The sequence below is a fragment of the Rhodococcus sp. T7 genome, from assembly GCF_009872365.1.
Classification (GTDB): domain Bacteria; phylum Actinomycetota; class Actinomycetes; order Mycobacteriales; family Mycobacteriaceae; genus Rhodococcus_F.
The window spans coordinates 7,394-27,531 of sequence record NZ_WXYH01000008.1 but is presented as its reverse complement, the minus strand read 5'-3'; the positions used below and the strand labels follow the sequence as shown (position 1 = coordinate 27,531).

Annotated in this window: 7 protein-coding genes; 4 read left to right on the top strand and 3 right to left on the bottom strand. The window is 69.7% G+C overall.

The annotated features are described in order from the left end of the window. Positions 1-206: zinc ribbon domain-containing protein (locus MLGJGCBP_RS01145; protein WP_201452926.1), on the top strand; the 206-nt coding region annotated here is incomplete at its 5' end. A 69-nt stretch (positions 207-275) separates the two neighbouring features. On the opposite strand, the gene MLGJGCBP_RS01140 is transcribed toward MLGJGCBP_RS01145, so the two are convergent. Beyond that, positions 276-605 (bottom strand): WD40/YVTN/BNR-like repeat-containing protein, encoded by a 330-nt coding sequence (locus MLGJGCBP_RS01140; protein WP_236580860.1) that lies wholly within the window; start codon positions 603-605, stop codon positions 276-278. 104 nt (positions 606-709) lie between these two features. Next, on the bottom strand, positions 710-1,297 hold the full coding sequence (locus MLGJGCBP_RS01135) for a sigma-70 family RNA polymerase sigma factor (RefSeq protein WP_160093739.1): 588 nt from the start codon (positions 1,295-1,297) through the stop codon (positions 710-712). Between the two features lie 174 nt (positions 1,298-1,471). Between MLGJGCBP_RS01135 and MLGJGCBP_RS01130 the strand changes: the two genes are divergently transcribed. From MLGJGCBP_RS01130 to MLGJGCBP_RS01120, 3 genes are all read left to right on the top strand, one after another. Next, positions 1,472-2,659, top strand: a complete 1,188-nt coding sequence (locus MLGJGCBP_RS01130; protein ID WP_087559192.1) for an AAA family ATPase — start codon at positions 1,472-1,474, stop codon at positions 2,657-2,659. Positions 2,660-2,788: 129 nt separating this feature from the next. Beyond that, complete coding sequence (locus MLGJGCBP_RS01125) at positions 2,789-4,744, top strand: aconitate hydratase (protein ID WP_160093738.1); 1,956 nt, start codon at positions 2,789-2,791, stop codon at positions 4,742-4,744. A 28-nt stretch (positions 4,745-4,772) separates the two neighbouring features. After that, complete coding sequence (locus MLGJGCBP_RS01120; protein ID WP_160093737.1) at positions 4,773-5,489, top strand: M50 family metallopeptidase; 717 nt, start codon at positions 4,773-4,775, stop codon at positions 5,487-5,489. Here the strand turns inward: MLGJGCBP_RS01120 and MLGJGCBP_RS01115 are convergent. Continuing rightward, entirely contained in the window at positions 5,424-20,117 is a 14,694-nt protein-coding gene (locus MLGJGCBP_RS01115) for a non-ribosomal peptide synthetase (RefSeq protein ID WP_160093736.1), read from the bottom strand. The two genes, MLGJGCBP_RS01120 and MLGJGCBP_RS01115, sit on opposite strands and share 66 nt — an antisense overlap. Between the last annotated feature and the right edge of the window lie 21 nt (positions 20,118-20,138).

Below are 20,138 nucleotides of genomic sequence, written 5' to 3'. Positions count from 1 at the left end.
TGGTGGCGATCGACCGGTTCTATCCGTCGTCGAAGACCTGCTCGGTGTGCGGGGCGATCGCCTCGGCGATGCCGCTGAATGTGCGGGAGTGGACGTGCCGGTGCGGCGTCGTCCATGATCGGGATGTGAATGCGGCGAGGAATATTTTGGCCGTCGGACTGGCGGTGGCAGCCTGCGGAGACGGTGTGAGACCACCCCGCACATAAAGTGCGGGGAGGCGACTGTCGGTGAAACAGGAACCTCGGGACGTGAGTCTCGAGGGGAATCTCGGTCGTTCACGGTCGAGAGGAAGTCAACGGAACCACCCACACCGTTCCCTCGCGACGGGGATGCGTGAGCATCACAAATCCGAAGTCCGTCGGCAGCCCGTCCGCGATCGACTTCCATGTGTCGCCGCTGTCGTCGGAGCGGTAGACCCCGTGATGGTTCTGGGCGTACAAGCGGTCGGGGACGACGCCGTCACGGGCGATCTTGTGGACGCACTGGCCGAACTCCGGGTTCGGGTCCGGGAGGAAGTAGGCGGTGATCCCGGTGTTGCGCGGCTCCCAGGACGCACCCCCGTCCGTGGTGCGATACACGCCTCCGGTGTTCATCGCGACGTGCACGGTGTTCTCGTCCTGCGGGTGCGGGACGACGGAATGCGCTGCGGCGCCGCCGTATCCGGCTCCCCACTCGGCCCGCCGGATGGCAACGACCGAGCGGGAACCTCTCAGCGGGCGGGTCCGTGCCCGATCCGCGCCCGCAGGTGGCTCAGCGCCCGGTGCTGCGCGACGCGGACGGCGCCCGGTGTGGTGTCCAGGACCCGCGCGGTCTGTTCCGCCGACATTCCCACGATGACGCGCATGAAGAGGATCTGCTGGTGCCGGACCGGGAGGGTCTCGACGAGCAGTCCCATCTCGCCGCGCAATTCGTCGCGCAGGACGTGATGTTCGGGGCCCTCCTCGACGTCCACCACGTGATGTGCGGCGGCGGCGCGCGCGGTCGGCGGTACGGACATCCGGGTGGCGCGTCGCCGCGCGTCGGACACCTTGTGCGCGGCGATGCCGAAGATGAACGACAGCAACGACTTTCCCTGGTTCCGGTACGTCCGCAGGGCGCTCATCAACGCGAGGCACACGTCCTGGGTGACGTCGTCGGCGGTCGTGTGCGGGTGATCCACCGATTCGAGGCGGGTCGTGCAGTAGCGGTGCACGAGCGGATGCGCAATGCGGAGAACCTCTTCGACGGCGTCTTCGTCGCCCGTCGCTGCGTACGGCGCGAGTCGTTCCAACTCGGCTCTGGCGTCCAATTCGATCATGGTGTTCTCCCTGTTCCTGCGGCTGCATCCAGCCTCGGGGGAACGCGCGATCGTCGATAGGCACCGCAGGGTGCGGAAGTACCCACCCCGGCCCCGCGGCAACTTCATAGCGGGATCTAGGACACGCGCTAGATGAGCGCAGATTCGGCAACAGACGTTGTTACCTTCGTGGCCATGGACCCTGTCCGTAACCCCTATGCACCCGGCGCGGGGCAGCGCCCGCCGGAGCTCGCGGGACGAACCAGGCAGCTCGACGCGTTCGACGTGGTGCTCGAGCGGATCGCGCGCGGCCGCCCGGAGCGCAGTGTGATGCTGACGGGTCTGCGCGGGGTCGGGAAGACGGTCCTGCTGAACCATCTGCGGTCGGCGGCCATCTCTCGCCGGTGGGGAACCGGGAAGATCGAGGCCCGCCCCGATCAGGATCTGCGGCGGCCGCTGTCCTCGGCGTTGCACATGGCGATCCGGGAGATCGCGGGCGCGCACCGCGACCCCGACCGGGTGGAGGAGTTCCTCGGAATCCTGAAGTCGTTCGCCCTGCGCGCGACGGCCGACAAGGGCATGCGCGAGCGGTGGCAGCCGGGGATCGACGCGCCCGCGGTGAAGGGTCGCGCCGATTCCGGGGACATCGAGATCGACCTGGTGGAACTGCTGCTCGACGCGTCGTCCCTGGCCCGCGACGTCGGCGTCGGGATCGCACTGTTCATCGACGAGATGCAGGACCTCGGCGCCGCGGACGTCTCCGCGGTGTGCGGGGCCTGCCACGAACTCAGCCAGGACGCGGCCCCACTGATCGTGGTCGGTGCCGGACTGCCGCACCTGCCCGCGGTGCTGTCGGCGTCCAAGAGCTACTCGGAGCGGTTGTTCAGCTACCACCGCATCGACCGGCTGGACCGGGTGTCCGCGGACCGGGCGCTGATCGCGCCCGCCGAACGCGAGGACGTGAAGTTCACAGACGAGGCGCTCGACGCGTTGTACGCCGCGGCCGACGGCTACCCCTATTTCGTCCAGGCGTACGGCAAGGCGACGTGGGACGTGGCCGCGGCGACACCCATCACGGAGGAGGACGTGCGGGTGGCGGAGCCGACCGCGGAGGAGGAACTGGCGGTCGGGTTCTTCGGTTCGCGATACGAGCGCGCGACGCCGGCCGAGCGGGAGTACATGCGCGCGATGGCCGACCTCTCCGGGGACGACGGCCCGGTCGCGACGGCGGCGATCGCGTCCGAACTGGGCCGCAAACCCGCGTCGCTGTCACCGGCGCGGGACGGGCTGATCAAGAAGGGTCTGATCTATTCGGCCGAGCGCGGGTCGATCGGATTTACCGTGCCGCACTTCGGGAAGTATCTGCGCGCGCAGCACGACTAGCGCAATCTAGCTCTCTCTACGGTTTTGCGTAGAAAGCCGAAGATTGTCCTGTCGAGTTCCGGACTGTTCCGGCCGCTGGCCCTCGCCCTCGTTCCGGCGCATCCTGGAAGGACGACGAAGGGATCAGCGATGTCGGACACTGTCGCCCGCAAGGTCATCGGTGCACACCTCCTCGACGGCCGGATGGAACCGGGCGAGGAGATCTCGATCCGGATCGATCAGACCCTCACCCAGGACGCCACCGGAACCCTGGTGATGCAGGAACTCGAGGCGCTCCACCTCGACCGCATCAAGACCGAGTTGAGCGTGCAGTACGTCGATCACAATCTGCTGCAGGCCGACGAGAAGAACGCCGAGGACCACGAGTTCCTCCGCACCGCCGCCCTGCGGTACGGGCTGTGGTTCTCGAAGCCGGGCAACGGCGTCTCCCATCCCACCCACATGCAGCGCTTCGGTGTCCCCGGCAAGACCATGGTCGGTTCCGACTCGCACACCCCGGCGGCGGGATCGCTGGGCATGCTCGCGATCGGCGTCGGTGGACTCGAGGTCGCCATGGCGATCGCGGGTCAACCCCTCCACCTCCGGATGCCCCAGGTCTGGGGTGTGGAGTTGACCGGCAGGCTCCCCGAGTGGAGTTCGGCGAAGGACGTCATCCTCGAGATGCTCCGTCGCCACGGCGTCAAGGGCGGGCTCAACAGGATCATCGAATACCACGGTGAGGGACTCGCGACGCTGACGGCGATGGATCGTCACGTAATCGCGAACATGGGCGCCGAACTGGGCGCCACGACGTCGATCTTTCCCTCGGACGACGCCGTCCGCGCGTTCCTGCGCTCCGAGGGCAGGGAAGACGATTTCGTGGAACTGCGCGCCGATGCAGGCGCGGAGTACGACGTGCACGAACAGCTCGACCTGTCGACGATCGAGCCGCTGATCGCGAAACCGTCGTCACCGGGCAACGTGGTACCCGTCCGGGACGTCGCCGGTGAGGACGTCAGCCAGGTGGTGATCGGGTCGTCCGCCAATCCCGGCCTGCGCGACTTCGCGATCGCTGCGGCCATGGTGTCGGGGCGGCAGACCGACCCGAGCGTGAGCTTCGACGTCAATCCGAGTTCGCGGGAGATCCTCTCCGACCTCACCAAGATGGGCGCCATGCTCGAACTCGTCGTGGCAGGCGCGCGCGTACATCAATCCGGATGCATGGGTTGTATCGGGATGGGACAGGCGCCGGCGACCGGCCGGAATTCTCTCCGGACGATGCCCCGCAATTTCCCCGGGCGTTCGGGCACCCACGATGATTCCGTGTGGCTGTGTTCACCCGAGACGGCTGCCGCATCGGCTCTCACCGGGGTGATCACCGACCCGCGGGACTGGGCAGAGGATGCCGGGATGCAGTACCCGGAGATCACGCTTCCGGATGAGGCCACCGTGAACACGGCCATGCTGGTGGCGCCGTTGCCGCGGGAGGAGGCTCGGCACGTCGAACTGGTGAAGGGCCCCAACATCTCGTCCCTGCCCGAGTTTCCGCCCCTGCCCGACCGCATCGAGGCTCCGGTGCTTCTGAAGGTCGGTGACAACATCTCCACCGACGAGATCTCTCCGGCCGGGGCCCGGGCCCTGCCGTTCCGCTCCAACATTCCCAAGCTGTCCCGGTTCACGTTCACCCAGGTCGACGAGACCTACCCGGCGCGCGCGGAGGAGACGGCGAGGACCACCGGGCATTTCATCGTCGGCGGCGACAACTACGGGCAGGGTTCCTCCCGTGAGCACGCCGCGATCACCCCGCGGTACCTCGGTCTGCATGCGGTGATCGCCACCTCGTTTGCCCGTATCCACTGGCAGAACCTCGCCAACTTCGGTGTGCTCGCACTCGAATTCGAAAACCCGGACGACTACGACACGATCCGGCAGGACGACGTGCTGGTCCTCGACGGAGTCAGGGAGGCCATTCGTTCCGGCCCCCGTCTGACCCTGCTCGACGCGACCCGTGACGTGGAGATCCCGGTGCGTCACCGGCTGTCTCCACGTCAGGTCGACGACGTGCTCGCGGGCGGATTGATTCCACAGCTCGCACGCAGGGAGTGATCAGCCGGCCGCCGTACACTCGGCGCCGATGAATGGAATGCACTCGTTGTGGGAGCGCGTGAGCGCCGTCAGCCCCGCGCCGGCTCCCTGGATCGTTCAGGTCACGGCGGTGGTGGCCGTGATACTCGTTCTCGAACCGCACGCCTGGCGGATCACCCGCAATGTCGTGACCATCGTGCACGAGGGTGCGCACCTGGTGGTCGCCCTGCTGTTCGGTCGCACGCTGAAGGGGGTGCGGTTGCACTCGGACACGTCGGGTGTGGCCATCTCGTCCGGTAAACCGACCGGGCTCGGCGTGGTCCTCATGACGTTCGCCGGCTACGAGGGTCCCGCCGTTCTGGGGCTCGGCGCGGCCTGGGTGCTGGGCACCCAGCATGCGATCGCGGTGCTGTGGATCGGTGTCGTGGCACTCGCGGCCATGCTCATCCTCGTCCGGAACCTGTACGGATTGTTCTCGCTCACGGTGGTCGGGGCGCTGCTGTTCGGGCTCGTGTGGTTCGGCACGCAGGACCAGCAGGTGGCGGCGGCCTATCTGATCACGCTGTTCATGCTCGTCGCCGCCCCGCGACCGGTCCTGGAACTGCAGCGTCAACGCGCCCGCGGCGCGGCCCCGGAGTCGGACGCGGATCAGCTGGCGCGGCTCACCCACGTTCCCGGCATCGTGTGGGTGGGGTTGTCCCTACTCGTCACTCTGGGCTGCCTCGTGCTGGGTGGCTGGTGGATTCTCCGTCCCGTCGGCGCCTGAATTCTCCGTCCCGTCGGCGGCTGAGACGCCGTCGAGATAGTCGGACAGGATCGGTCCGATGACGGCCAGCGCCTCCGGGTCGGTCATCTGCGCGTGCGGGCGGTCGACGGTGTGGGCGATCACGTCCCCGTCGATCCACGGCCGCCACGTCGCGCACGCGGCCGTGGGCTGGGAGCCGTCCCCGGCCGCGCCGAAGAACAGCAGGCTGCCGTCGAAGTGCCCGGGCGCGAAGTCGGCGGCGGTGTCGATGACGTCGACGTAGTCCTCGTACAACCGGGCCAGCTGCTCCGGACCCAGCTGTTCCGATGCGCCTTCCCCGAATTCCGCGAGCAGTTCCGGCAGCGTCGGTACCGGGGTGCCGCGTTCCGCCGACGCGTAGCTGTCGATCATCGCGAGCACACCGACGTCCTCGCCGCACGAGCGCAACTCGACCGCCATCGCGTGCGCGATCACGCCGCCCACCGAGTACCCGAGCAGGTGGTAAGGCCCCCGCGGCTGCACACGGCGGATCTCCTGCACGTAGCGCGCGGCGCGCTCCGTGATCGTCGTGAACCGGTCGCCGGCCGCCGTCACGGCGGGGGATTGCACACCCCAGACCGGGCGACCGGGGTGAAGATGCGCACTCAATCCCGAATAGCACCAGGCCAACCCGACTGCCGGATGGATGCAGAACAGCGGTTCCCGTCCGCCGTCCGGCCGCAGCGGCAACAGCACCTCGAGCGCCGCGGAGGCGTCGGAGGCGGCGGCGAAACTCGACGAGATCCGCGCGGCGATGCTCTCCGCGGTCGCGTCGGTGAAGAACCAGTCGAGGCGGATCTCGACGTGCGTCGAGGTGTGCAGCCGGGACGCCGCCCTGGTCGCGGACAACGAATTGCCGCCCAGCTCGAAGAAATTGTCGTCCAGCCCCACCAGTCCGGTGCCCAGCACGTCCGCGAACACCGCGGTGACCAGTTTCTCGGTGCGGGTCGTCGGGGGACGGAACCGCTGCGCCCGTGGCACACCCGGATCGGGGAGCGCGCGCCGGTCCAGCTTGCCGTGGGATGTCGACGGCAGTGCCTCCAGCACCACGATCTGGTTGGGCACCATGTACCGGGGCAGTCGCTGCGCCAGTTCCGCCGACACGGCACGGGTGTCCACGTCCGCGCCCGGACGCGGCACGACGTAGCCGACCAGTCGGGAACCCGTGGCAGGGGATTCGTAGACGGCCGCCGCGGACTGCGCGACGGCGGTGTTGCGGCGCAGCGCCGTCTCGATCTCCTCGAGTTCGACGCGTTGACCGCGGATCTTCACCTGGAGGTCCCGCCGGCCGAGGTATTCGATCGTGCCGTCGTGCCGGCGACTGACCACGTCGCCGGTCCGGTACATCCGCTGACCGGGCGGTCCCCACGGGTTGGCCGGGAACCGGGAGGCCGTCGTCCCCGGCTGCCCGAGATACCCGCGGGCCAACTGGGCGCCCGAGAGGTAGAGCTCACCGGGAACGCCGGCAGGCACCGGATGCAGCCGCGAATCCAGCACGAGCGCACCGACCCCGTCCTGCGGCACGCCGATCGGGACGGTCGTGCCGACACTGTCGACGACCGTGCGGGTCACCGCGACGGCCGTCTCGGTCGGGCCGTACTCGTTGTAGAGCACCGTGTCCGGGCACCGTGCGTGGAAACTGTGCGCGGTGCCCGGCGGCAGAACCTCGCCGCCGCAGGACACCTGCCGCAGTGACGTGAGATCCGCGTCGGGGATCGCGAGGATCTCGGCCAGCATCAGCGGAAGGAAGTATCCGGCGGTCACCCGGTGCCGTCCGATCAGCTCGGCGAGATGCCGGGGGTCGCGGTGGCCGTCCGGGCGGGCGATCACCAGCCGCGCACCGGCGATCAGCGGCCACCAGAATTCGCGGACCGAGGCGTCGAACGTGTACTGCAGCTTGAGCATCACCGTGTCGCCGGCGCCGAGCGGGTCCGTGTCCTGCCGCCACTTCAGGAAGCTCACGACGGCGGCATGGGTCACGACGACCCCCTTGGGGGTGCCCGTCGATCCCGACGTGTGGATCACGTACGCGGGGTTCTGCGCTCTCAGGGGAGCGGTCCGATCGAGATCGGAGACCGGCGACGGATCGAGCGCGGACAGGTCCACCCGGTCGACGACGACGAGCCGTGTCTCCGCGGGCAGAACGTCGGCGAGGTCGAACCGATCGCGTTCGGTGGTGAGGACGACCCGCGCGTCCGAGGCGCGGATGATCTGGGCGTTGCGCTGTGCGGGCTGGTCGGGGTCGATCGGCACGTACGCCGCGCCCGCCTTCGCGACGGCATACATTCCGACGAGGAGGTCGACGGAGCGGCGAATCGCCAAACCCACCAGAGACTCCGGGCCGACACGAGCGGCGATGAGGTGGCGGGCCAGCCGATTGATCTGACGGTCGAGTTCACCGTAGGTGAGGACGCGGTCGCCGGCGACGACCGCTTCGGCGTCCGGCGACGTGGCGACGTGCAGCTCGAACAGATCGACGAGGGTTTCACCGGAGGACGGTATTGCGACGGGGACATCCGGGTCCGGATCGACGAGGGCGAGGTCGCCGACAGCCCGATGCGGCTGCGCGACAGCCTCGCTCAACGTCCGGAGGAAACGTTCCCCGAGGTCCACGACCGTGTGATGGTCGAACAGGTCGGTGGCGTAGGTGAACACGGCCGTGCGCCGGGTGCGTTCCGTCGATGGGCGGGGATCCGCGGTCACGGTGAGTTGCAGGTCGAATCGGGCCGACCGGGTGGGGGGAGTGGTCGCCGACACCCGCAGTCCGGGCAGGGTGAGCGGGGTGTGGTCGAGGTTCTGGAACGCCAGGGCCACCTGGAACAGCGGATTGCGGGCGCGGGAGCGGGTGGGATCGAGCGCCTCGACCACGGTCTCGAACGGGACGGTGGAGTGCGCGAATGCGTCGAGGTCGTCCTCCCGCACCCGGCCCAGCAGGTCCGCGAAGCTTTCCGCGGGCCTCACCTCGGTGCGCAGGACCAGGTTGTTGACGAACATGCCCACCAGTTCGTCGAGCGCCTGATCCCCGCGTCCCGCGACGGGTGTGCCGATCACGATGTCCGTGGACCCGCTCAGCTTCGCGAGCAGCACGGCGAACACGGCGTGCACCACCATGAACGGGGTGACGGCGCACGTCGACGCGGTGTGCTCGACCGCGCGGTACAGGGCGTCGTCGAGCCCGAATTCGACGGTGCCGCCGTGGTGCGACGCGATGGCCGGATGCGGACGGTCGGTGGGCAGCGACAACTGTTCCGGCGCACCGGACAACGTGCCCTTCCAGTACGACAGTTCCCGCGCCGCGACGGACTGCGGATCGTCGCGATCGCCCAGCACTTCGTGCTGCCACAGGGTGTAGTCCGTGTACTGGACGGGCAGTGCGGCCCACCGCGGCGCCGCGCCCGCGACCCGCGCCTCGTAGGCGGTCATCAGATCGCGGACGAGCAGCGGCACCGAGAACCCGTCCGCGCTGATGTGATGGACCATGACGGCGAGCACCCACTCGTCGGCGGCGAGGGCGAACAGCCGGGCGCGGATCGGCGGTTCGGCGCCCAGAGTGAAACCCTGCGACGCGAACGTCGTGACCCGCGCGGTGACGTCGCCCCGGGCCACGGGTATCGGCCGGAGGGACGGGGTGGCCCGCGACACCGGGATCAACTGCTGGTACGCGACGCCATCGCTGTCCGGGTACAGGGTGCGCAGCGGTTCGTGCCTGCCGACCACATCGGCCACGGCCGCGGTGAGGGCGGCGACGTCGAGTGTTCCGTCGAGTCGCAGCGCCATCGGGATGTTGTATTCGGGAGAGCCGGGGGCGAGGCGGGCGAGGAACCACAGTCGTTGCTGCGCAGGCGACAGCGGCACCCGGCGCGGGCGCGGGCGCACGGTCAGGGCGACGTGCGCCCCGCCGTCGGTCTGCTCGGTGACGGCCGCCGCGAGTGCGGAGATGGTCGGGGTGTCGAACACCGCGCGCACCGGCACCGACGTCTCCAGCGCGGCACCGATCCGGGACACCGCGCGCGTCGCGGACAGCGACGTGCCACCGAGCGCGAAGAAGTTTTCTTCGCGTCCCACCAGGTCGAGTCCGAGGACCTCCGCGAACGCTGTCGCCACCACTCGCTCCGCGGGTGTGTGCGGGACCTCGAAGTCGGCCGACGCCGGAACGGGGTCGGGCAGTGCCGAGCGGTCGAGTTTCCCGTTGACGGTAAGCGGCACGGCGTCCAGCACGACGACGATCGCGGGTACCAGCGGTGCGGGCAGTCGGGTCGACGCGTAGCGGATCAGCTGATCCGGATCGACCGTCTCGCCCCGCTCCGGGAGTACGTACGACACGAGTGCGTCGACACCGTCGCGCAGTTCACGCACATCCGTCGCCGCGAACCGCACGTCCGAATGCGTGAGAAGGGTCGCGTCGATCTCGCCGAGTTCGATTCGCACACCCCGCAGTTCGATCTGCGCGTCGTTGCGGTACAGATACTCGATCGACCCGTCGCGGCACCACCGGCCCACGTCTCCCGTCCGGTACATCCGTTCCCCGGCGCCGCCGAACGGGCAGGCGACGAACCGTGCGGCGGTGAGCGCGGCCCTGCGATGGTAGCCGCGCGCGACGCCCGGACCGCAGATGTAGAGTTCGCCGGCCACTCCCGTCGGAACCGGATGCAGACGCGCATCCAGCAGGAGTACCGCGGCGCCGCGGACCGGCCGGCCGATGGTCACCGGCTGATCGGCCACCAAGGGGTCGCTGATGGTCGTCATCACCGTCGTCTCGGTCGGGCCGTAGCCGTTGAACAGCGACACATGCCTGTGCGGTGCCCAGGCTTTCACGAGTTCCGGCGGGCACGGTTCGCCGCCCACCACGACCACCTGCAGGTCGTGCAGGCCGCGGGGGTCGACCGTCGCCAGAACCGTCGGTGTGGTGAACACGTGGCTGACCCGCTCGCCGGCCAGCACCTCGGTGAGCGGATCGTCGCCCTGCACCGTCGGAGGGGTGAGCACCATGCACGCGCCCGCACCGAGCGCGAGCAGAATCTCGAGCACCGCGCCGTCGAAGCCGGGGGACGACGCGTGCAGTGTCCGCGAGGCCGCGGTCACCGCGTAGCGCTCCCGCTGTTCCGCCGTGAAATCGGCGAGACCGGTGTGAGTTACCGTCACACCCTTGGGTTTCCCCGTCGAACCGGACGTGTAGATCACGTACGCCGGGTGCTGCACCTCCAGCGGCCGCGTGCGTTCGGCGTCGGTGATCGGGGCCGAGGAGTAACCGCGACTTTCGGTGCGGACGTCCGGGGCGTCGAGCAGCAGCCAGTCCGCCCCGTCCGGCAGCGCCTCGCGGTCCGCGACGGTGGTCAGCCCGAGCGCGGCGCCGGAGTCGCCCAACAGGTACTCGACCCGCGCGGCGGGGTAGTTCGGGTCCACGGGCACGAACGCGGCACCGGTCTTCGCGACGGCCCACACCGAGACGACGGACAGCGCCGAGCGCGGCAGCGCGAGAGCGACGATCGTCTCGGGGCCCGCCCCGCGCCGCATCAGCGCGCGGGCGAGGCGATTCGACGCGGCGTCGAGTTCGCGGTACGTCATGGTCCGGCCATCCGCCGTCAGTGCCGGACCCTCCGGATTCCGTTCGGCGGCTACCGACATCAGGTCGGGCAGCGTCCGCTTCGGCAACGACGGCGCACCGGCGTGCCGGGCCGACCCCTCCGCACCGCCCCGGAGGTCGATGTCGCCGATTACCACGCGCGGATGGGCGAGTGCGGTGTGGAGCACCCGGCGGAACCGGTCCGCGAACCCGGCGATGGTGGCCTCGTCGAACAGGTCGGTGGCGTAGGTGAAGACGCACGAGAGGGGCCCGGGGTCACCCCGATCGTCGAGTGATTCGGAGATGGTGAGCTGGAGGTCGAATTTCGCCGTGTGCGTCTCGATCTCGATGACGGTGGCGGACACCTCCGGCAGATCGACCACGACGGGTGCGGTGTTGTGATAGGCGAGCGCCAACTGGAACAGCGGATTGCGGCCACGCGACCGCTCCGGCGCGACCGCCTCCACGATCTCCTCGAACGAGACGTCCGAGTGCGAGTACGCGGCGAGGTCGACGTCCCGCACGCGGGCGAGAGTGCCGGCGAACGTGTCGTGAAGGGCGAGGTCTGTCCGCAACACCAGTGTGTTGACGAACATCCCGACGAGGTCGTCGAGTGCACGCGGCCCGCGTCCCGCGATCGGAGTGCCGACGACGATGTCCGCGGTGCCGCCGAGTCTGGCCGCGAGGACGGCCAGCGCCGCGTGCACCACCATGAACGGAGTGGCGTCGTGGGTGCGCGCGAGGGCACGAATCCGCCGGTGCGTGTCCGCGTCGAGGGTGAACGCGACGTCGGCGCCGCGGTGCGTCGCGACCGGCGGTCGGGCGCGGTCGAACGGCAGGGTCAGCAGTTCGGGCATCCCGGACAGGGTCTGCCTCCAGTACGCCAGACTCGGCTGCCCGTCCCGCAGTTCACGCTGCCAGAGGGCGTAGTCGGCGTACCGGACCGGCAGTGGCGTCCACACCGGCGTACCGCCCTGCGCCCGCGCGCGGTACGCCGTCATCACGTCCCGGGCGAGCGGTCCCAGCGAGAACCCGTCGGCACTGATGTGATGGACGACCAGGGCGAGCACCCACTCGCCGGTGCCGACCGCGAGAAGTTCGGCGCGTACCGAGGGTTCGGCGGTGACGTCGAATCCCGCCGACAGCAGTTCCCGTACCCGGCCCGCGGGATTCGCGGTCTCCCGGACCGTGCACGGCGGCACGGCGCTCGCGGGGAGCACGTGCTGGCACGGGATCCCGTCGTGCTCGGGGTAGACGGTGCGCAGGGGTTCGTGGCGGTCGATCACGTCACGCACCGCCGCACACAGTGCAGCTTCGTCGAGCGTCCCGGTGAGGCGGAGGACGACGGGAATGCTGTCGGTGGCCAAGCGTCCGTCGAGCCGGTTCAGGAACCACAGGCGTTGCTGGGCGAGGGACAGCGGCACGTGGACGGCCGGGGCACGGGCGACCAGCGGCGCCTGCTCGGTCTCGAGGGCGCGGTCCGCGAGATACGCCGACAGTTCCGCGACCGTGGGGTGGTCGAACAGTGCGCGGAGTTCGACGGTGGTTCCCAGCGACGCTCCGACACGGGCGGCGGCCTGCGCGGCGGTCAGCGAGTTGCCTCCGGCGGCGAAGAAGTTGTCGTACCGTCCCACGGACGCGGTGCCGGTCACCTCCGCGAACACGAACGCGATCACGTCCTCGGTGGGGGTGACGGGCGGATCGGACGCAGGCCTCGCGGGCACCGGCTCCGGCAGGGCCGCGCGATCCAGTTTTCCGCTAGACGTGACGGGCAGTTCGGGGAGCGAGACGAAAACGGAGGGGATCATGTAGGCCGGGAGCAGTCCGGCGAGACGGTCGGCGATCCGCCGCTCGTCCGGCGCATCGCCTGCGGTCACGATGTAGGCGATCAGCCGGTCGCCGGCGTCCCGGTCGCGGTGCACCGTGACCGCCGCCTGGGTCACGGCCGGGTCGGACGTCAACGCGGTTTCGATCTCGCCGGGTTCGATGCGCTGGCCGCGGAGTTTGATCTGGAAGTCGCTGCGCTCCAGATATTCGAGCCCGCCCGCCTCGTTCCATCGCACCACATCGCCGGTGCGATACATCCGCCCGCCCGTGCCACCGAACGGGTCGGCGACGAAGCGTTCGGCGGTCAAGTCGGGACGTCCGGCGTACCCGCGCGCCAGGTAGGCCCCGGCGACGTACAACTCGCCCCGCGTCCCGACGGGCACCGGTCGCAGCCGGCGGTCGAGCACATACGTACGTATGTTGTGGATGGGACCGCCGAGGGAGATCGCCGTGCCGATCTCGTTGCCGTCGACCGACTCCGACGTGGCCGCCGCCGCTTCGCACGGGCCGTACCAGTTGTACAGCGCAGCGGCACTGCATTCCGCGAATCGTGTTGCCGTGGCAGCGGGCAGCGACTCGCCCGCCGAATACACGCGACGCACAGTCGGGGGCACCTGCGGCCCGCAGTGCTCGAGGAAGGCGTCGAGCATCGACGGAACGACGTGGAGCGTCGTGATCGACTGCTGCGCGACGGTCCGCGCGAGATAGCCGGGGTCCTGGTGTCCGCCGGGCTCGGCGATCACCACCCGTGCTCCGGTGTGCAAGGGCCAGAACAGTTCCCATGCGGAAATGTCGAATGTGAGCGGGGTCTTGTGCAGCACCGCATCGGTACCGTCGAGCGGCGTCAGCGTCTGCGCCCACCGGAACTGGTTGACCATCATCTCGTGGGTCACCGTGACGCCCTTGGGTCGTCCCGTGGAACCGGAGGTGTAGATGACGTACGCGGCGTTCGCCGGGCGCAGTGGTGTGCGTCTCTCCGAATCCGAGATCGGGTGGGGGTCGTATCGCGCGACGTCCAGCCGGTCGAGATCCACGACAGCGACTCCGTCCGGGACCGTGCCGTTCCCGGCACCGGACGTGAGAACCAGTGCTGCCGAGCCGAGCACGAAGGCGGTGCGTTCGAGCGGGTGCCCGGGATCCACGGGCAGATAGGCGCCGCCGGCCTTCAGCACCGCGTGCAGCGCGACGAGAAGCCGAATCGAACGTGGAATTGCCACTCCGACAACGCTTTCCGGTCCGACGCCACTCGCCACGAGATACCGGGCCAGCCGGTTCACCCGTGCGTCGAACTCCGCGTACGTCACCCGATCCGCGCCGAACACCACCGCCACGGAGTCGGGCGAGCGCCCGACCTGTGCGTCGAACAGGTCCACCAGGGTGGCCGAGGGCACCGGTGCGTCCGTTGCGTTCCAGGCGCGCAGCACCCGCTCCCGCTCCGCCGCGTCGAGGAGGTCGAGACTCCCGACGGCGACGTGCGGATCCCTGCCGATGTAGTCGAGCACGCGGCCGACTCGCGCGAGCAGGGCCTCACCGTCGTACCGGTGTGACCGGCACTTCGCCGTCAGCCGCAGGGTCGGGGCCGCCGTCACCGCGAGTGTCACGGCGTAGTGCGAGGCGTCGTGTGCGCGAACGCCGTCCAGGATCAGACCGTCCGTGGGCTCCGGCAGCGCGGTGCGGTCCACGGGGTACGACTCGAACGCGACCAGCGTGTCGAACAGCGGCGCCACCCCGACCGCCCGCTGGATGTCTGCGAGGCCCAGCCAGTGGTGTTCGAGGAGGTGAACCTGCTCGGCCTGCAGGCGGGTGAGCAGCGCGGCGACGTCGATACCGGGGTCGAGGGGGATCCGCACGGGGACGGTGTTGACGAACAATCCCACCGCGCCCTCCACGCCGGCGAGTTCCGGCGGCCTGCCGGAGACGGCCTCCCCGACCACGACGTCGTCGTTGTCGGTCGCCTGCCCGAGGACGATTCCCCAGGCCGCCTGGACGACGGTGCTCAGCGTGACTCCGAGTTCGCTCGCGCGGACCGTCAGCCTCCGGGTGTCCGCCTCGCTCAGTTCCAATATTGACTCGGACGTGGTCGGGGTATCGTCCGCCGGGGCGGCGGGCTCGGTGACGCCGTCGAGCGCCGCGGCCCACGCCCGCGCCGAGGCGTCGGTGTCCCGCGCCGCCAGCCACTCCAGGAAGTCGCGATAGGGGCTCGAATCCGGTGACTCGGTGCGGGCGTCACCGCGCCGGTAGGCGGTGAAGAGTTCGCGCACCAGCAGCGGCATGGACCAGCCGTCCAGCACGATGTGGTGGGCTGTGATCGCGAGTTCGGCACGGTCCGGCCCCCGCGACAGCAGGGTGAACCGGATCAGCGGTGGGGCCGACGGGTCGAAGCGGGTGGTGCGGTCGTCGAGCAGAATCTGCTCGGCGCCGGTGCCCGTGACGTCGATGTGCCGCCACCGCAGCGGCACATCGCCGAGTACGAGTTGCACCGGGACGCCGCGACTGTCGCGCACGAACGCGGTGCGCAGGTTCGCGTGCCCCGCGAGGACCGCGCCGCACGCGCTTCGGAGCCGCGCCGGGTCGAGGTGCCCGGACAGGGTCAGGATTACCTGCATCGCATACGGATCGGCCTCCTCGCCGGTGAGCGTCGCGTGGAACAGCAACCCCGACTGCAACGGTGTCAGCGGCCACACGTCGAGCAGACCCGGACGGTCGCGTTCCCACTCCTCGATGTCTTCGCGGTCCACGGCGACCAGCGGCAGATCGGACGGAGTGAGCCCACTCGTGTGCGGAGAACGCGCCACCGCGGCGAGGGTTGCCAGCGACTGCTCCCACAGATCGGCCAGAGCCTGCACGGCCTCGGCCGCAATCGCACCCGTCGGGAACGCGAACGTGGCGTCGAGGACGCCGTGACTGGTGAACGCGGTGATGTCGATCAGCGCGGTGACCGGCATCGACGGTTCGGCGGAGGAGAACATGGCGGTGCCGTCCCGCACCGGCCGCCAATCACGTTCGGAATCAGCGGAATCGAGCCGCCCGAGGTAATTGAACGCGATCTGCCCGGCCTCGTCCCCGGGACGCCGCAGCAGGCCGTAGCCGACGCCCTTGTCGGGCACCGCACGCAACTGTTCCTTGACCACCGTGATGGCGGTGCCGGCGTCGTCGAGGTCGAGGTCCCCCAGGTCGAGGCGGATCGGAAAAATACTGGTGAACCACCCGACGGTGCGGGAGAGATCGGCACCGGGCAGCACCGCTTCCTCGCGGCCGTGACCCTCGAGCCGGATCAGCGGCACCGTGGCCGGTCGTCCGCGGCGGCGTTGCCACTGCGCGAGAGCGAGGGCGAGGGCGGTGAGCAGTACATCGTTGACCTTGCAGCGGAAGGCGGCCGGAAGGTCGGTGAGGAGCGAGTGCGTTGCGGATGTTCTCGTATGAATCCGGTCCACCGTCGAATTCACGTCACGCTGCGGGTCGAGCGGCCGGGTGCCGAGCGGCCGATCCTCGACCGACGTCATCGCACGCCAGAACGACAGTTCGGACCTGCGGTCCGGGCACTGCGCCTCCTCTGCCAGTCCGTGCGACCACCGGCGCAGGGACGTGCCGACCGGCGGAAGGCTGGGCGACGCGCCCGCTTCGAGTTGCCCCCACGCCGCGGCGAGGTCGCCGATCAGGATCCGCCACGACACCCCGTCGATCACCAGGTGATGCGCGACGACGAGCAGTCGCCCACGGCGGGTGGCGTCCTCCGGTCCGGGATCGAGCCAGACGCACTGGATCATCACGCCGGCAACCGGATTCAACCTCCGAACTGCCGCCTCGTGCTCGTCCCGCGCAAGCTGCGTCGGGTCCGCGTCGGCGGGCAGCGCGATCCGTGTGATCGTGCCGTCCGGCAGCGGTGCGCCGGCCGGACTCACCGTGAGGAACGCCGTCCTGTCGGAGCGGCGTCCGAGGCGTGCACGCAGCGCGTCGTGCCGATCGACGACGGCCCCGATCACCGTGTGCAGTTTCTGCGCGTCCACGCCCCGTGGCAGTTCCACCACCACAGCCTGTGCGTACCGGTCGATTGCCTCGACGCGGTCGAAGAGGAACCGGGTGGCCGGGGTGAGTGGCATCTCGCCGATCCCGCCGCCGGGGAGTTCCTCGAGGGCCGGTCTGCTCGGATCGGCGGCGACCACGCCGAGCCGGGACACCGTCCGCTGCTCGAACACGTCGCGCGGGGTGAACGTCATTCCGGCGCTCCGCGCGCGGGCGGCCAGTTGGATCGCCATGATGCTGTCGCCGCCGAGCGCGAAGAACGACTCGTCCACACCGAAATCGGCGGTCCCGAGGATGTCGGCGTAGAGGGCGTGGAGCGTCCGTTCCCGGTCACTGTCGGGGGCGACCCTGGTGGACGACCGGGCGCGGGGCTCGGGAAGGGCAGCGCGATCCAGCTTGCCGGACGGGGTCAGCGGAAGGTGGGGGAGCACGACGACGTCGGCAGGCACGAGATGCGGGGGCAGTTCGGCGGTGAGGAACGACAGCAACTCCCGCTCCGTCACGGCGTCGGCGCCCACGTACGAGACGAGCTGATCGCCGGTGGCCTGCGAGCGAATCACGGTGACGGCGAACCGAACCGCCGGATGCAGGCGGAGCGTGGTGTCGATCTCCCCGGGCTCCACGCGCAGGCCGCGCAGGTTCACCTGCTCGTCGCTGCGGCCGAGGTACTCGAGTTCGTGGTCGCGGGTCCAGCGGACCGTGTCGCCGGTGCGGTACATGCGGGTACCCGGTGGTCCGTACGGATCGGCGACGAACCGTTCCGACGTCTGCCGGGCCCTGCGGTGATACCCGCGGGCCAGGGCCACCCCCGCGACGTACAGTTCGCCGGCCACGCCGACGGGGACCGGGCGGAGCCGGTGGTCGAGGACCACCACCCTCGTGCCGTCGATCGGCCGGCCGATGGTGACCGGTGCGGAGTCGCGGAGGGGGTCGCTGACGGTCGCCATGACGGTGGTTTCCGCCGGACCGTACGCGTCGATCATCCGGCACCGGGACGTCCACCGCGACAACAGTTCCGCTGGGCACGCCTCGCCGGCGACGACCAGGATGCGCAGACCTGCGACGCCGCTGGGCTCCATCGATGCCAGCACCGACGGGGTGAGCACCGCATGGGTGACGGTTTCGGTGGTCATCAGCTGCGCCAGCGGGGATCCGCCGTAGGTTTCACGTGGGGTAATGACCAGTGCGGCGCCGGAACCGAAGGCCATCAGCATCTCGAAGACGGAGGCATCGAAACTCGGCGACGCGACGTGCAGAACCCTCGCCGACCCGTCGAGGTGGAGTCGGGTGCGTTGCGCGGAGACAAGATTCGCGATCCCACGGTGCGTGACCACCACCCCCTTGGGGGTCCCGGTCGAGCCGGACGTGTAGATGAGATACGCGGCGTCGTCGAGTCGCGTTGCCGGCGTGCGGAAATCGGGGCTTCCGGCACGGGCAGCTTCACCCAGCGGCAGCCACTCGGTGCCGTCCGGCAACGTGGCCGCGAACTCCGCGGAGGTCAACCCGATCGCCGCGCGGGAGTCGTCGAGCATGTGCCGGACACGCCGCGCCGGGTACGTCGGGTCCACCGGCACGAATGCGGCACCTGTCTTCGCGACGGCCCAGACCGCGCAGAGATAGTCGAAGGACCGTGGGAACGCCAGTGCCACCACGTCGCCGGACCCGACGCCGGACCGTGCCAGCGTCGCCGCGATCCGATCCGACCACTCGTCGAGTTCCCGGTAGCTGACCTCCCGGCCGGCGTGGACGACGGCCGTCGCGTCCGGGGCCCGGACGGCAGCTGTGCGGAACACGTCGGCGAGCGTGACCGGCGCACTGCCCGGCGGTCCGGGGCAGGGGACCAGCGCCGCGGTTTCGTTCTCTGTGAGGATAGGAACGTCACCGATCGGGTGCGCGGTCTCGGCGTCGAGGAAGCGCTGGAAGTACCGCAGGAATCGCACATGGTGACCGTCCAGCTCGTCCTGCGAATACAGTCGCGGGTTCGCCTTGAAGTCCAGGTGCACGCGTCCGTGGGGACCGGAGCGGTACAGGTTCACCAGCAAATCTTCGATCGGACCCGAAGACAGCACGTGCAATTGACTCCGCAGGGAACCGAGTTCGAGTTCCTCCGGGAACAGCATGATGTTGACGGCGGGGCCTAACAGTCGCGGCCCGGACAGCGTGTCTCCCAGATCGGCGCGGATGTCCTCGTGCCGGTACCGCTGATGCCGCAGGGCGCCGGACATCACGAGACGCGTGCGGGACACCAGATCGCCGACGGTTGCCGTCCCCGCACCCGGGATCCGCAGCGGCACAATATTGGACACCATTCCGCCGGACCGGCGCAGCGCCGCCGTCGTGCGAGCCGACACCGGGAGGCTGAGCGTGACGTCGTCCTCGCCGGTCATGCGCGCCAGAAAGCCGGCGACCGCGCAGACCGTGAGCGTCGCAGGGTTGACCCCGTGCGCCGCCGCGCATTTCTCCAGCCGATCGACCAGTTCGGTGGACAACAGGCCGCTGACGTCCCGGGAACCGGCGGCCGCAGGCGCAAACCCGCGCGCGAGAGTGCTCGGATGGGTGACGCCACGCATCGTGTCGGTCCAGTACTCCCGGTCGGCGTCGCGGCGGGCCGAGTCGCGGTAGTCGATCTCGAGGTCGTGAATGCGTCGCAGGCCGAGGGTCCTGCTCGCGGGCGGCGGAAGTCCGTGCACCGCGGCCGTGTAGAGCGCGGCGATCCGGTAGACCAGCGTGATCGACCCGAAACCGTCCATCGCGACGTGGTGCGCGCGCGAATACCAGAAGTAGTGGCCCGGCCCGACGTGGAGAACGAACGAGACCGTCAGACGGTCGCGCCGGACGTCGATCGGTTCGGCGGACTCGGCGCGCATCCACGCGTGCGCCGACGTCTCGGGGTCGGGAGCGTCCCGGAAGTCGACGTAGCCGACGGTCGCGTCGAGGCTCGGGTCCACCCATTGCCGCGGTTGCCCGTCGACCTCGGTGATCCGCAGGAAGAACGACTCGAACTCGGCGGCAGCGCGAGCACACGCAGACGCGAGAGCGCTACGGTTCAGCGCGCCACGGATGTCGACGTACTGGGCGACCGACACGGGAACGGCAGGGTCGACGCGCTGCGCGAGCCACATCCCCATCTGTGCGGGCGACAGCGGATAGGCGCGCGCCGACGAGTCTCCGGGACCAACCGGGGTCGGTGAACTCATCGCTGACTTCTCTCACGCATC